Consider the following 15,565-nt stretch of genomic DNA (forward strand, 5'->3'; position numbering starts at 1 on the left):
CCGCCCTCAATCCTGCTTCTTCTGCGCTGTCTGCTCCGGCGCCGCCTCGAAGGTATAGGCCACGCCGAGGCCCACCACGTTCGCGCGGGCGCTGTAGGCGCCGCCGTTGACGAAGTTCGGGTTCTCCGGCGGGTTCGCCCGCACCGGGCTCACCTGCGGGAGCCGCGCGTCCCTAGGATCGACCGTCACGCCCGCGACGAACACGTGCGCGTAGCTCGCGTCGAGGCGCCACCGGCCGAGGTGCACGCCGAGGCCGGCGGCGGTGGTCACCTTCGTCGCGTCGATCGTGAGGACCGACAGGTACTCGGGCGGGACAGCGCTCTGCTCGAAGCTCACGCCGGCGCGCAGATCCCACCGCCGGCCCGCGAGCTCGACGGAATACTCGCCGCCGAGCCGCGCCGAGAACGAGTTCTCGAACCGCCGGGGGTACTCGACCGCAGGGGCGCGGAACTCTTCAGGAAAACCGGCGACATCCCGGAGCACCAGGTCCTCCGGCTCGACGAGGATGTCGTCGTGCATGCCCCAGCCCTCCAGGCCCAGCCCGAGCTCCACGCGCAGGTCGTCCACGACCCGCGCCTCCACCCCGACGCGGAGGATCCAGGGCAGCTCGAACGAGACGTCGGCGTCCTCGCCCTCCTGGACGGCGCGCTCGAACACCGGCGCCGCGGGGAGCCGCGCCCGGATGGTGGCCGGCGCGCGCACCCAGACGGGCAGCTGGAAGGCGAGGCCGACGCGCCACGCCCGGCTCGGGACGAAGAGCGCCCCGAGCTGGCCCGTCGGCGCGATGATCGGCCCGACCGAGAGCTCGGACCGGATGTCCCACTCCGGGTCCTCGGGCGCGCAGAACATCCGCTCGGGGACGCACCCGGAGGCCACCATCCGGCTGTTGAACGCGCCGACCACCGCGCCGATCGAGGCCCCGAGGCGCCACTCGGGCGACGGCGCGTACGATGCGCCCGCCCCGAGGAACGCGAGCGCCGAGCCATCCATGTCGAGCAGCGCGTACCGCTGCGGCGCCGGCATGCCCTTCACCTGCTCCGGGTACCTGGAGAGGGCCGCGTACGGCGCCCACATCCCGCCCCAGACGACCCATTGCCGGTCGACCTGGAGCGACGCCGCCAGCGTGGGGATCGGCAGCACCGGCGCGCTGCCCGTCACGGGCTCCATCGTCTGCACGAAGGTCGCGCCGGTCGGCTCGCCGGTGTTCGGGTCGACCTGCCGCAGGAGCGCCTGGCGCGTGTACTGGCTGCGCCACTCGACGAGCCCGGCGTCGATGAGCACCTGGGTGCCGGCCTCGTAGACGCCCGCCGGGTTGTAGGCGATGGCGCCGAGATCGTCGCCGCCGGCGACGTACGCCCCGCCGCGGGACGACGGGCGGACGCCGCGATCGGTGAGGTACATGCCGGCGGCGCCCGCCTCTCCCTGGAGCAGGACGAGCGCTCCCGCGGCGGACGCCGCGAGGAGCGCGGCGCGGGTCATGGGCTTCTGCACGCGGATCACTCGCGGGGTCGATCCTTGATGATGGCGTAGATCTGCTCGAGCCCGCGGGTCTCATCGAGCAGGAAGTCCCTCGCCGAGCCGAACACCTGGCGATAGTCCTCCGCCGTGAGCGGCGCGGCGCTCTCGGCGTCGATGCGGTTCACGTCGGCGATCGCGTCCAGGAACACCTGGATCGGCGCGCGGCCGTCCGCCATCGGCTTCACCAGCGCCGGGAGCACGAGATCCAGCGCGTGGTACCTGTCGTAGCGATCGTCGTTGAGCGCCTTGAGCGCCTCGAGCCCGGCGTCGACGGCGCCGGGACCGTCGGCGTCCCCCGCCGGGCTCAGCGCCACGGACGCCGTCCTGAGCAGCGGCGCGATCACGTCGTCGTTGGCGAGGAGCTGGGCGCCGTCCACCGCCGTCGCGAGCAGCGCCGGGAACGCGCCGCTGTCCTCGTCCGCGTCGAGCATCGCGGTGAGGAACCGCTCGATCCCCCGCCGCGCCGGCTCGTGAGCGCGGAGCGACTCCGTCACGTCGGCGAGGGCCGCGAAGAGCGGGTGGCTCACCAGGTCGACCACCTTCGCGCCGAGCTCCTTCTGCGCCCAGGCGCACCGCCCGGTCGTCTCGCGATCCGGGCAGCGCGCGTTCAGCTGCTCGCGGAGCGCGCGCAGGACCACGGCGCCCATCCGCGGGAGCGCGCGGTTCTTGAACCGGGCCTCCGGCCCTGACCCCTCGACCCCGAGGAGCGCGTCCACGATCTCGTCCGTGGCGCGCTTCCACTGGCCCTTTCGCTCCGCGGCGTCGGGGGCGCTGCTCTGTTCGAAGCGGGCGTCGATGCCGTTCAGGGCGTCGGCGATCAGGGTGAAGACGGTGAGCTGCTCCTGCGTCCTGCCGTCGGCCCACGTCGCCTTCTTCTTCCCCCACCGGTCGACCATGCCCCTGTCGGCGGCGTAGCGGGTGCTGAAGAGGATCCGCGCGAGCTTCTCGAGCGCCTGCGCCTTCGTCCAGGCCTGCCCGGCCCTCGGGCCGCGCTGCACCGTCACCGCAGCCGACGGGTCGATCGCCATCCGGGCGAAGGCGACCGACGACGCGATGACGTCCTCGGCCTGGAGCACGTCGGCGAGAAGCGGCTCGTAGGAGTTGGCCCCCGCCTCCGAGCAGTACTCGGTGTTGGTCGCCGGCGAGCCGGCCTTGATGCACTCAGGCCCGTGCTCCTTGCCCGGCCAGTGCCGGTACGCCGTGCTGAAGAAGTCGATGAGGATCTCCTCCCCCGTGGTGTCGGGGGCGACCTCGGCGAACGCCGCCACGATGGGGCTCAGGTAGTCGCCGAGCCCGAGCCGCTCGATCAGGAAGGTCGTCCCCGGGTGGCGCACCCGGATCAGGTTCTCCGGGGTGCTGCACTCGTTCACGCCCAGCGCGTTCCTCGGGCAATGGATCGTGCCGGCCGGCTCGAGCGTCCCCGAGATGAACAGGTTCGTCGTCTCGTTCTTTTGATCCTCGCTCCGCAGCGGATCGAGATCGGGCAGGCCCAGGTACCGCTCCGAGTCTGCCCCGAAGTAGATGAGCCGGCTCAGCGCGGCCGGCGTGGGATGGCTCGTCAGCCCGGTGATGTCGCTGGCCGACTCGAGCACGGAGTCGGTCACGAGGAGCGCCAGGGCCGAGGGCTTCACCTCGAGCTCGGACCGCTTCGGGTGCCCCTCGGGGAGCAGGGAGTCGAGGTAGAAGGCCGCCAGGTTGTCGATCTGGAACAGCTCGCACTCCTCGAAGTCGACGAACGGCACCGTGACGCCGAAGACGCTCACGACCGCGCCTTCCTTGTTGCACTGCCGGACCCCGGCGGTGTCGTGCATGAGCTGCATCAGCCGCTCCATGGCGGAGCGGTTGTCGCCGCTCCTCGGCTTCTTCGGGTCGACAGGCGTCCGCGGGTCCGCCGTCGAGGGCGCCCCGACCGTGAGGTTGATGGCCGGGCCGTTCAGGTTGGCGGGGTTGTACGCGAACTGGTCGCGGGTCCTGAGCATCGTCGCGACGGCGTCGCCCGCGTGCTGCGCGCTGCCGTGCGGGGCGAGGAGCGCGTCGCTCGCGAGCGCCTCGAGCAGGCGCGCCACGAGCCCCGGCTGCTCGACGGCCCTGTCGAGCACCGCCGCCAGCTCGTCCCCGAGCGGCGCCCCGTCGGCGAGCTGCGCGACCGCCTCCTTGCCCTCGGCGGCCAGCCGGTCGTGCTCGCGGGCGAGATCGCGGATGCGCAGCGCCGCGCCGGCCATGCGGGCGAGCTCCCCCTCGTGGTTCTCGAGCAGGTCGATCAGCGCGGCGAGGAGGGCGTCCGAGTCCCTGTCGGCGAGCACCTGGCCGACGGCGTGCGCCAGGTCGGCGAGCGGCGAGTCCTCGCCGCGGAAGCGGCGGTACTGCAGGCAGCCGTCGCACGTCTCGCTCGCCGGCAAGGCCTTGTCCCGCGCGAAGTCGTAGCTTGCCTGCTCGCGGTCGCCGTAGAGCAGGTACGAGCCGGCGAAGGCGTACATGAGCCCCTCGTGCTCGGTCTTCCACGGCTCGGCGTCCCCCTCGCCCGCGTAGCGGGTCCCGTCGACGAGCGGCGCGACGCTGCGGAGCGCGGCGGCGGCGAGCGTGCGCGACGTGTCGATGTACGTGTACAGCTCCGGCGAAGGGCGCCCGAACCGGTCCGGCTCCTGCGACGGCTCGACGCCGGGCACGGCGAACGGCGGATCGACAGGGAGAGGCTCCCCGGACGCGCCGACGAAGCGGCCGAACCCGTCGACGTCGGCGAGGCCGTCGCCGTCCTCGTCGGTGAACGGCGCCGGGACGCCGTCGCCCGCGGGGAGCGCGAAGCCGCGCCGATCGCGGCGCGCGATGTAGCGCGGCGGCGTCGTGTCGCGCCCGGCGAAGCTCGGGTGCTCCGCGAGCGCCACCGCGCCCGCGAGCTCGGCCAGGGTGCGCGGCCGGCTCGGCTGCGCGGTGGCCGGATCGACGACGAGCGGCCCCGCGCTCGACGTCGCCGGCTCCAGCGCGAGCAGCTCTCTCTTGCCGGCGGCGAGGAGCGCCTGGAGCGCCGCCGCGCCCGCCCCGCCGGGGCCGAGGACGTCGAGCGACGCCCCCGTCATCCCGCGGAGCTCCGGGTACTCGAGCGCCGCGCGCGCCGCGCCGAGCGCCACGCCGGCCGGCCGGTAGCCCCGCCGCTCCCCGATCTGCGCGAGCTTGCCGGACGCCTCCTCGCTGCCCGCGAACGCCGCCGAAAGCCGCCCGATCCCGCGCGTCGACGCCGGCAGGACCGGCGGCCCCTCCCTGTCGAACGGGTTCGTCTCGTAGAGCGGCGCGATCGTCTGCGACAGGCTCAGGAAGGCGTCGTGCAGCCGGATCTTGCCGCCCCCCTCCCCGGCCGCGACGTTGTCGATCTCGATGTCCGGCACCGCGGCGTTGACGGCGCGCACGAGGTCGCCGCGCCACCGCGCCATGGTCTCGACCTTGGCCACGCCGAGCCTGCGCGCCCGCTCCGCCTTCGCGCCGGAGACCGGCGGCAGCAGGGACGCGTCGACCCTGTCCTCGTAGTGGCCCGCGCTGTCGTAGTGACAGACGCGCTGGTACGAGGCGCCTGTGTGGTCCTCGTTCAGGCTCGACGCGCCCACGCGGTCGCAGAGCACGCCGAAGACGTCGTCGCCCAGCGTCGCCCTGGGGGGCGCCTCCCGCCGCGTGTCGAGCGGCTCGTGACACGAGGCCCCAACCGCCCCGGCGGCGACGAGCGCAACCAGCCGAAACACACCCGCGGCCGAGGAACGCAGCGTACGCCTGCGCATGACGACAACCTCCCCAATACGCCTCCAGGGTAGACGATTACGCTCCAGCTGCGTAGGCACTTCGTGCCCGCGCCGGTGAGCTGGATGGCAGCGCGGCGCGCATTCTCCACGTTCTCTGTACTGCGAGGAAGACGGCGGCGGGCCTGACGGTGTTAGGCTGCGGGGCGATGGCGACCGCCCAACAAGCCCCGTTCACCGCTGTCATCCTCGCCGCCGGACAAGGGACCCGCATGAAGAGCGCCCGACCGAAGGTGCTCCACGAGCTCTGCGGCCGGCCGATGCTCCACTACGTCGTCGACGCGGCCCTGGCCGCCGGCGCCTCGGACGTCGTCGTCGTGGTCGGCCACGGCCGCGACGAGGTCTCCGCGGCCCTGGACAAGGCGTTCAGCGCCCACGGCAAGAGCGTGCGCACCGCGCTCCAGCCCGAGCAGCGCGGCACCGGCGACGCGGTGCGCTGCGCCATGCCGCAGCTGAAGCCGAGCACCGAGGCCGTCCTGATCCTGTGCGGCGACACGCCGCTGCTCGATCCAGGGCAGCTGACGCAGCTCCTCGACGCGCTCGCCGGCGCGGGCGACGCGCCGATGGCGCTGCTCACCGCGCAGGTCACGGACCCCACCGGCTACGGCAGGATGCTGCGCGACGGCTCGGGCCGCGTGATCGGCATCCGCGAGCACAAGGACGCGAGCCCCGAGGAGCGCGCGATCACCGAGGTGAACCCCGGCGTCTACCTCGCCCGCAGCGCGTTCCTCGAGCGCGCGCTCGCCGGCCTGACGACCGACAACGCGCAGGGCGAGCTCTACCTGACCGACATCGTCGCGCAGGCGGCGAAGGTCGGCGGCGCCGCGGCGGTCGTGGCCAGGGACGCCGGCTCGCTCGTGGGCATCAACGACCGCGCGCAGCTCGCCGCGGCCGAGGAGGTGCTCTACGGCCGCATCGCCGACCGGCTGCGCAAGGGCGGCGTCACGATCAGGACGAGCGCCCGCGTCGACGCCGGCGTGGTCGTCGAGGCGGACGCGGTCATCGAGCACGCGGTGGTGCTGCGGGGCCAGACGCGCGTCGGCGCGGGCGCGCGCATCGACGTGGGCTCGGTCCTCACCGACGTCGTCGTCGAGGCGGGCGCCTCGGTGAAGCCGTACACGGTCGCCTCGCAGTCGTCGATCGGCGCCGGCGCGCAGATCGGGCCGTTCTCGCACCTCCGCCCGGACAGCCAGATCGAGGCCGACGCGCACATCGGCAACTTCGTCGAGACCAAGAAGACGGTGGTCCGCAAGGGCGCGAAGGCGAACCACCTCGCCTACCTGGGCGACGGCGACATCGGCGAGGGCGCCAACGTCGGCGCCGGGACGATCTTCTGCAACTACGACGGCTTCCGGAAGCACCGGACCGAGATCGGCCCGGGCGCCTTCATCGGCAGCGACTCGCAGATCGTGGCCCCGGTGAAGATCGGCGCTGGCGCCTACGTGGCGACGGGCACGACCGTGACCCGCGACGTGCCGGAGGATGCGCTCGCGATCGGCCGGGTGAAGCAGGAGAACAAGGAAGGCTACGCCGCGAAGCTCAAGGCGCGGCTGAAGGACGCGGCGAAGAAGTAGCGGGCGCCGCGGCGGCGCGATCTCCCCGCGCGGGGGGTCGCGCCCGCTTCCGCGACGGCTCGGCGCTACTCGGCGTCGCTGGCCGCGGCGCGCTCGCCGGTCGCGCCGTCGCGCAGCGACGGGAGGGCGTGGCCCATGCGGACGCGCTTCGCCTCGAGGTAGGGCGCGGAGAAGGGGTTGGCCGCGACGATCGCCGGCGAGCGCGAGGAGATCCGCACGCCGAGCGCGCGGAGCGCGTCGACCTTGTCCGGGTTGTTCGTGAGCAGCCGGATCGACTCGATGCCGAGGTGATCGATCATCGCGGCCGCGGGCTCGTAGCCGCGGGCGTCGTCGGGGAGCCCGAGGATGCGGTTGGCGTCGACCGTGTCATGGCCGAACGCCTGGAGCTGGTACGCGCGGATCTTGTTGGCGAGCCCGATGCCGCGCCCCTCCTGCCGCAGGTAGAGCACGACGCCGAGCCCGCGACGGCCGATCTCGGCCTGGGCGGCCTCGAGCTGCTCGCGGCAGTCGCACTTCAGCGAGCCGAAGACCTCGCTCGTGAGGCACTCGGAGTGCACGCGCAGCGTGACGTCCGACCTGCCGCGCACGTCGCCCATGATCAGCGCGACGTGGTCGGGGGAGAGCCCCTGCTCGGAGCTCGTGGTTCCACCCCAGTGGAACACCAACATCTGGAAGACACCGTGCTTCGTCGGCACGGGCGCCTGGGCGCGAATATCGAGCTGAGGCCGGATCGCCGTCGTCGGGACGTACATCTCGCTCTCCTGGTGGAGGGATTGAGGGTCACGTTTCAAGCAAGGGGCAACGTGTCTGATAATTCCGTTCACCTTGCTAATGTCCGGCCACCCCTGAAGGTGGCGTCCATCAGGTAGCGTAATCCCCGCCCAGGGACAAGGCAGGGTCTCCAAGTTGTTGCTCCGCGGACATACCGGGAACAGCTGCGCAGGGCTAGCCGAGGTCCCGCGCGAGCTGGGCCGCGAGCAGGCGCGCGACCTCCGAGAGGTCGAAGGGCCACGCGTAACGGAGCGCGACCGAGGGGTGCTCGGCGCGCAGCCGCGCGATGATCTCCGGGATCTCCACCTCGGAGTGCACGCCGCCCGGGGTCAGCATCGACGGGACCACCGCGATCTCCCTCGCGCCCCGCTCGACCGCCATCGCGACGGCCTCGGGCAGCGTCGGGGCGCAGAACTCGTTGTAGGCGACAAGGAGCTCGGCGCCGCCGAGAAGCGGCGCGAGCTCCGCGGCCAGGCGCTCGATGCCGGCGCGGTAGGGGTCGTTCTCCGGCGTGCGCGGCCAGGCGCGGACCTTCGCCTCGAGCTCGCGCTCCTCCTGGCCCGGCGCGCCGCCCCCGCCCGCCGCGCGGCGGCCCTCCAGCGCCTTGAGGCGCGTCACGAGCTCGCGCGGACAGTCCGCCGCCGGCGCCCCGTGCCCGACCAGGATGACGACCCTCTTCATGCGACAGCTCCTCTCCCGTGCCCGCGCGCGCTCGCCGCGCCCATGCGCGCCCCCCGCGCCTCAGAACCACTCCGGCTTCATCCGCGCGTACGAGTCCTCACCCGAGCGGCAGAGCGCCGCGAGCGCGTCGACCCGGGGCAGCTCCGTCGAGAACCAGTACTGCGCCGCGCAGAGCTTGCCCTCGAGGAAGCCGGCTGGCGAGGCGCCCCGGGCCAGCCCCTCCCGGGCCGCCGCGGCCATCGCGAGCCACTGCCAGGCGATTGCGAGGGTGGAGACGAGCTCCATGTAGTCCGCGCTGTGCCGCAGCATCCGCTCGACGTCGCCGCGCGCCCCCGCCTCCGCCAGGTGCGCCGTCACCTCGTCGAGCAGCGACGCCGCCGCGCCCAGGCGCTCGCCCCACGCGGGCTCGACCCCGGCCCGCTGCGCCCGGCCGACGGTCCGCTGGATCTCGCCGCCGAGCGCCCTGAGCGCCGCGCCGCCCTCGGCCACGACCTTGCGGCCGAGGAGGTCCAGGCCCTGGATGCCCGTCGTCCCCTCGTGGATCGCGTTGAGCTTCTGGTCCCGGAGCCACGCCTCCGGCAGGTACTCGCTCGAATAGCCGTAGCCGCCGTGGACCTGGACCGCGAGGGCGTTCGACTCGAACCCCTTCTCGGCGGGGAACGTCTTGGCGACGGGCGTGAGCAGGTCGACGAGCCGCTGGGCGCGCGCCCGCTCCTCGGCGTCCGCGGCGTGCGCCGCGAGGTCGGCGTGCAGCGCGGTCGTCGCGAGCAGCGCCAGGCTGCCCTCCACGATGGCCTTCTGCCGGAGCAGCATGCGGCGCACGTCGGCGTGCTCGATGATCGGCACCTGCGGCGCCCCCGGGTCCCTCGAGCCGAGCCGCCGGCCCTGCGGCCGGACGAGCGCGTAGCCGAGCGCCTCGTGGTAGGCCGCGGAGGCGGTCGCCGCGGCGTTGACGCCCACCGTGATCCGGGCCTCGTTCATCATCTGGAACATGTACGCGATGCCCTGGTGGGGGCTGCCCACGAGGTAGCCGTGGCAGTCCCCCCGCTCGCCGAAGCTCATCGACAGGCTCGGGAGCCCGCGCCAGCCGATCTTGTGGATCATGCCGGCGACCTCCACGTCGTTCGGGACGAGCCGCCCGCCCTCGTCCCACCGCCCGGGCCCCCCCTCGGGCCGCCGCTTGGGGATCGCGAACAGGCTCACGCCCTTGATGCCCTGCGGCGCGCCCTCGATGCGCGCGAGCGTGAGGTGGACGATGTTCTCGGTGAGGTCGTGATCCCCGCCCGAGATGAAGATCTTCGACCCGCGGACGAGGTAGTGCCCGGCCTCGGTCCTCGCCGCGCGCGTCTGCACGTCGGCCAGGCTCGAGCCTGCCTGGGGCTCGGTGAGCGCCATCGTCCCGGTCCACTCGCCGGCGTACATCCGGGTCATGAACGCGGCCTTCAGGGCGTCGTCGCCGAACGTCTCGATGAGGTGCGCCGCGCCCGTGGTCAGGCCGAGGTAGCCGCACGCGCTCAGGTTGGCCGCCATCAGGTAGGCGCCGGCGAGCGTCGAGACGACGAGCGGCAGCTGCTGGCCCCCCACCGCGGCCGGCCGCGTCGCGGCGAGCACCCCGAGCTCGACCATCGGCCGGAAGACCTGCTTGAGCGCGGGGTGCACCTTGATGGCGCCCCCCTCGAAGCGGGGCGGGGACTCGTCCACCGGCTTGTAGGTCGGGAACAGCACGTCGCGCGCCAGCCGCCGGCAGCTCTGGAGGTAGAGGTCGAACGTCTCCCGCCCGTGATCGGCGAAATAGGGGAGCTCGCAGAGGCGGGGCGCGTCGAGCACCTCGTAGAGGAGGAACTCGACGTCGCGGTCGTTGATCAGCGGGTTCTGGGATGCGGTCATGGGGTCTCTCGCCGGCTTCCCGAGCGGCGAAAGATTACTCGGCCGCAGGCGGATGTGGAGGCTTATAGCGCGACAAAGCGCCGCGACCGCTGCGGCGCCGCGCGACGTCTCCCCCGGCGCCACGCGACCAGGCCAAGGCCGAACAGCGCGGCGAGCTGCCAGCGTCCCGACGAAGCGCGACCGAGACTGCAGGAACAACCCGAGCTGCCCTGGTCCGTGGTGCCATCATCCGCGCCCCCCGCGCCACCGGAGCTGCCCTCGGACCCGCCGCCAGTCGCGGCGCTGCCAGTCGCGGCGCTGCCGGTCGCGCCGCTGCCAGTCGCGCCGCTGCCAGTCGCGCCGCTGCCGGTCGCGGCGCTGCCAGTCGCGCCGCCGGTCTCCGAAGACGAGACGCTATCGCACAGCTTGCCAGTTCCAGGAGGGGGCGAGCATCCGTCGACGTCCGGGATGGTTTCACCCGCCGTCCCGGTGAGACGGAAGTAGATGCCGTACCTATCTTCGTATCGCTGATAGTGCGGAGTGAACTTCAACGTGCTATCGGAGTCTGTGTTCCGCAGCGTGAACTCCGCCGTACCCGGGGTTTGAACCAGGTTGTTCTCGATGTCGGCGATCCACTCGTTGATCGTGATGCCGTTGTTGATACCGATGGTGTCTTTGATGACGACCCCAGCAGGAATGGTGGCCTTCTCGGACGCCCACTGGGGCTCCGACAGCATCCTCTCCGTCCCGAGGCCGGCGCTCAAGACGACCGGCCCGTAGACGAACGCCACCGCGTTGGGGTTGTCGGGGAGCCTCGACACCTTCACCTCCATCGGCAGCGTGAGCTCCACCTTGTCTCCGGGCTCCCAGGTGCGACCTACCGTGAGATAGCCGTTCGCCTCCGTCGCGTCGCACGCCTGGCCGTTGACCGTGATCGTCACGGGCTGACAAGAAGCGACCCAGGAGGGCTTTCTGAACTTGATCGTGACCGCATCGGCCGGGGCAGCGGTGATCTCGAAAACCGCCTTGTCGGAGAGAGGAAAATTGGAGGTCTGTTTCAACGACAGACCCCGCGCGGACCAGGTCAACGTCGAGCTGAGGAACATGTTGACGTACAGATCCGTGTCGCCATGGAAGTACAAGCTGTCGTTGAGCTTGGTATAGTTCTCCATGCCGGTTCCGTTGCAGCACCAGAAAGTGTCCTGCGGCTTGCCGAACACCTTGAAAAACCCTGTTCCCATCGGCTTGAAGTACGTCGTCATTCCGTTCGTCGGATTGACGGCGGACATGATTTCGTTGATGTGGGTCTGCTCGTAGTAGTCGGCGTACTTGACGTCCCCCGTGGCCTTGAAGAGCCCTCTCGAGAGCTTCAACATGTTGTACGAGTTGCACGTCTCGTTGTTCACATTGTCCCTTTGGGCGTCCAGCTTCCCGGGCTCGTGAAAATGCTCGAGCTGGCTATTCCCACCGGTGACATAGGTGTGATCCCTCAACACGATGGTCCAGAACTTCTCTGCCGCGGTGTAGTAGAAGTTCTCCGTTTCGCCCAGCGTCCGATAGCGGTTCAGGGCGCCGATGAACTTGGGGATCTGCGTATTGGCATGCTTGCCTGGCAGGACGTTGGTGCCCTGAGAAATCGGGGTAAAGAGCGAGTCCTCGTCGAAGATGTGGGCTGCCGCCAGGTGATTGGCGTTGTTCGTCAGCCTGTACAGATCGTACAGGCAGTCGTTCATGCCGCCGTACTCGACGCCTAGGACCTTCCTTCGAAGGTCCGCGTTCCAGGTTGAGCTGCGATTGTAGGTCCAGTCCCCCAACCTGCTCGCGATCTCAAGGGCCGTCGCATTTCCTTCGAACTCGTGGACGTCGATGAGGCCTGCGATGATCTTGTGCATCGTGTACCACGGCGCCCAGCTGGAGCCGGTGGCCTTCCCCTCGACGACGTCGAAATGCGTCTCCGGCGACGCGAACAGGTATCCTTTGGGACTCGCGTCTTGAAATGATTTCAACTGGCTGATCGTGTAGTCGATCTTCTGCGCGATGGCGGCGCTTTGCTCCGCGTCGGAGCTCTTGAGCTGCTTGTACGCTCGCGCCATGGCGGACATGTAGTGGCCTATCGTGTGCCCGCGCAAAAGGCTCCAGCCGCCCTCCCACCCGCCGTAGAGATTGAGGCCCGACGCATTCCCAGGGTCCTTTCCTTGCGACACCGCCTTGAAGCCCGCCAGAAGTCGGTTAGGGTCGAGGCTCATGATGTACGCGAGCTCTTTGGAAGAGACGTTCTGGTAGTACGCGTCGGTCACGCTCACCTCGTCCAGCCCGAACTCCTGCAGCTTCTCGACGGGGTCCGCGGCGGACGCCACCACCGGAGTGAGGGCTCCCAACAGAAGCGAGACAGTCAACGCAGTGGCGCCCGAGAGCGAGCGCCGGCACTGCAGGATTTTCTTGCTCATGATAGCTCCTATCCGATCTCGAATGCGTTGTATCCAGGAAGCTCAAAACGAGACCGCGCCGCGTCAAACGGCGGCGAGGCCTCCTCCTTGTTCACTTGGCAACCGTCGCACCGTCGCGATCAAGCACTGACCAGACCGCTCCTCAGGGTTGGTCAATCAACCATGCGAGCGACGCCGATGGGCTGCATGCTGACGAGGAACGCCGCGCCGCGGGCGAAGAGCATGCCCGCGAGCGTCACAGGAACCGGGGGCAGAGGAAGGTCATGCCCGCCGCGCAGAGGCCCGTCGCCGCGTCACCCTTGATCAGGCCGACCAGGAAACGCAGGCTCCCCTTCTCGCTGAGCGACTTCGCCGGCGACTGGGATAGACGCCGTGCGTACGGATGCCGAGCCCAGGATGGCCAGGGACATCCTCCGTGACACGTGGTTTTGAGGGTTCATGCTCCTCAACATAGATCACGACGTCCCCGACGGTTGAGATCTGGCCACGTCGCCAGCACCGACGGATCGTCGAACGAATCATCTCCGGTGAACAGCACTCGAGATTCACGACAGCCGCCGAACAAGGGCGGTATGCCGTGTTCTCTGGCGGAGCACCCTCGACCCGATGCCAATCCCCATCGTTCAGCGATCGCTTCCGCGACGACCGAGCGAGCAGAGCTGGTGCAAAAATCGATCAGACCACGAAGGCCTCGGTACGCCTCGGTACGCGTGGCGACCGGAGCAAGGCGCATCAACAAGGATACCCCTCGGCCGGAATGTGAACGATCACATGGCGACCGTCAATTCCAATCGACAGGTCCATAAGTACCTCGATCCCGAGGGAAGACGAGGCTGGCGGGCTCCTCCGTGGCCGCACGGCAAGAGGGGCCGGCGCCTTGCCGCGATCATCGCCGCCCGACCGACGAACCCGAAGCCGACCAGCGCATCGGCGGCTGGCGCGCGACGCGGGGCGTGGCGTCCCCACCGCCAGATCGAGGCCGCGTCGCCGCGCGCCGGTGGCGGCGGCGCGGCAGCGCCTGTGTGACCGCGGCCCGATGCCCGCCCCCCCTGGCACGGCGCCCCGGGAGGACACCTGTCTGCCATCGGGGCGCGAGGGCGGCCGGGGGTGGCCGTTTCGAATTGACATCGCAAATGTGAACGTTCACATTTGGCCCTTGGGGGCGCCTCGGCGCTGCCCAGGACTGGCGTCGTCACGCTGAGGCAGGAGCAGCGGCGGAGGCCCGGACGAGCCCTTGTTTCACGTCTTTCTCCTCCTCGAGCGATCGGACATGGCCGGGTACCCCAGGGCCCCGAACGCGGACAGGACCGAGGATCCCCGCATCAAGGTTCTCGGCTTCGATGAGTGCGCCGGGACCGGGCGCGTCGAGGGCCCGTGGGACATCGCCGCCCCGCCGCTCTCAGGCGGTGTGGCTTCGCGCCGGGGCGGCCGCGCGCCTGCGCGAGCGTGCCCCGGGGCCCGGCGAGGTGTGAGGCTCTCGGTGGTTGAGCTTGCTGCCGACCTCGACGATGGCGCGGAGCGCGGGCACCAGCTCCTGGCCGAGCGGGGTGAGCTCGTACTCGACCGAGGGCGGCGAGGTGGGCATGACGCGGCGGCTGACCACGCCCTTGGCCTCGAGCTCGCGCAGGCGCGCGCTCAGCACCCGCGCCGAGATCTGCGGGATGTCGACGCGCAGCTCGCCGAACCGGCGCGGCTGCCCGCTGAGCGACCAGATGACGTTCGGCGCCCAGGCCCCGCGCAAGAGCGCCATGCACAGCGTCAGCGGGCAGAGGGGCGGCGGGGGGACGCGATTTTTTCGCACCGGCAGTGCCATGGGTAACCCCGAAGATACCCCTTTTTCAGGTACCTGGCACCTGGCCAGTATCCAAGAGTAACTTCGCGCGCTAGCTTGCTGGTCTCGATGGCGCCGGCCCCGGGCGATCGGGGCTGGCGCGCCGCGGCCCTCGCCGAAGCGGCGGGCTTCGCCTTGACGCGCGGGGGCCTTCGCCGACCCCCGCGCCCGCCCGCCCCTCGCCGCCCTGAACGCCCGGGGCGCGTCGCCGGGGCGGGGTCGTTCGGGGTCCTCACCAACACCACATGATTCGAGGGATGCTCCTATGAAATTGTACTTCTCTCCCGGTGCCTGTTCTCTGTCTCCGCACGTCGTCGCCCGCGAGCTCGGCATCGAGCTGACGCTCGACAAGGTCGACCTCGCGTCCAAGAAGACATCGTCGGGCCGCGACTTCTCGGCCATCAACCCGAAGGGGTACATCCCCGCGCTCGAGCTCGACGGCGGCGAGGTCTTGACCGAGGGGCCGGCCATCGTTCAGTACCTGGCCGACCAGAAGCCCGAAGCGAAGCTCGTGCCGCCGCCGGGCACGATGGCTCGCTACCGCGTGCAAGAGATGCTCGGGTATATCAACTCCGAGCTGCACAAGAGCTACAGCCCGCTCTTCAACCCGAAGAGCTCGCCCGAGCAGCGGCAAGAGCGCGAAGAGTACCTGCGCAAGCGCTACGGCCTGATCGAGGCGGCGCTCGCGCAGGGGCCCTACCTGTTCGGCGAGCAGTTCACCGTCGCCGACGCCTACCTTTTCACGGTCACCAACTGGTCGAATTTCGTCAAGCTCGACCTGTCGGCCTTCCCCAATTTGCAAGCGTACCAGCGGCGGGTGGCCGCGCGCCCCGCGGTGCAGGCGGCGATGCGGGCCGAGGGGCTTCCGGTCGAGGGCGGCAAGTAAGGGGCGCCGCGCGGGCCCCTCGCGGTGCGCGCGCGGCGAGCGCTCAGGGCGATGCCCTCGTCGCGCTCGCCGGTTGCTCCAGCCTTGCGTGGGCGCGCCCAGCTCAGGGCATGAACGCATCCGCCTCCACTCCCGTCAGGGGATCGGGTACACGAGCGAGAGCCCGGCGACGCACATCTCGTCGAACGTATTCCCCTCGCCGTAGGCCA

General features: G+C 70.7%; 9 protein-coding genes. 2 read left to right on the top strand and 7 right to left on the bottom strand.

The annotated features are described in order from the left end of the window. Positions 1–6: 6 nt before the first annotated feature. A complete protein-coding gene (locus WME85_RS33505; RefSeq protein ID WP_437827173.1) occupies positions 7–1,500 on the bottom strand; it encodes an OmpP1/FadL family transporter in 1,494 nt (497 codons plus the stop codon). Further along, entirely contained in the window at positions 1,497–5,282 is a 3,786-nt protein-coding gene (locus WME85_RS33510) for a hypothetical protein (RefSeq protein ID WP_437827174.1), read from the bottom strand. Before WME85_RS33510 ends, WME85_RS33505 begins: the two co-directional genes overlap by 4 nt. 230 nt (positions 5,283–5,512) lie before the next feature. Between WME85_RS33510 and glmU the strand changes: the two genes are divergently transcribed. Beyond that, entirely contained in the window at positions 5,513–6,874 is a 1,362-nt protein-coding gene (glmU, locus tag WME85_RS33515; protein WP_437827175.1) for a bifunctional UDP-N-acetylglucosamine diphosphorylase/glucosamine-1-phosphate N-acetyltransferase GlmU, read from the top strand. Positions 6,875–6,939: 65 nt separating this feature from the next. Here the strand turns inward: glmU and ribA are convergent, their stop codons facing one another. From ribA to WME85_RS33540, 5 genes are all read right to left on the bottom strand, one after another. Continuing rightward, on the bottom strand, positions 6,940–7,626 hold the full coding sequence (ribA, locus tag WME85_RS33520) for a GTP cyclohydrolase II (protein ID WP_437827176.1): 687 nt from the start codon (positions 7,624–7,626) through the stop codon (positions 6,940–6,942). A gap of 193 nt (positions 7,627–7,819) precedes the next feature. Next, positions 7,820–8,326: a sirohydrochlorin chelatase gene (locus tag WME85_RS33525; RefSeq protein ID WP_437827177.1), complete on the bottom strand. Its 507-nt coding sequence runs from the start codon at positions 8,324–8,326 to the stop codon at positions 7,820–7,822. A gap of 60 nt (positions 8,327–8,386) precedes the next feature. Next, entirely contained in the window at positions 8,387–10,213 is a 1,827-nt protein-coding gene (locus WME85_RS33530) for an acyl-CoA dehydrogenase (RefSeq protein WP_437827178.1), read from the bottom strand. Between the two features lie 62 nt (positions 10,214–10,275). Continuing rightward, a complete protein-coding gene (locus WME85_RS33535; RefSeq protein WP_437827179.1) occupies positions 10,276–12,639 on the bottom strand; it encodes a beta-L-arabinofuranosidase domain-containing protein in 2,364 nt (787 codons plus the stop codon). 1,399 nt (positions 12,640–14,038) lie between these two features. Next, positions 14,039–14,452, bottom strand: a complete 414-nt coding sequence (locus WME85_RS33540; protein WP_437827180.1) for a winged helix-turn-helix transcriptional regulator — start codon at positions 14,450–14,452, stop codon at positions 14,039–14,041. 283 nt (positions 14,453–14,735) lie between these two features. On the opposite strand from WME85_RS33540, the gene gstA reads away from it, so the two are divergent. After that, entirely contained in the window at positions 14,736–15,356 is a 621-nt protein-coding gene (gstA, locus tag WME85_RS33545) for a glutathione transferase GstA (RefSeq protein WP_437827181.1), read from the top strand. The last annotated feature ends 209 nt before the right edge of the window (positions 15,357–15,565 follow it).

It is taken from the genome of Sorangium sp. So ce1153, from assembly GCF_051521595.1.
Classification (GTDB): Bacteria; Myxococcota_A; Polyangia; order Polyangiales; family Polyangiaceae; genus Sorangium.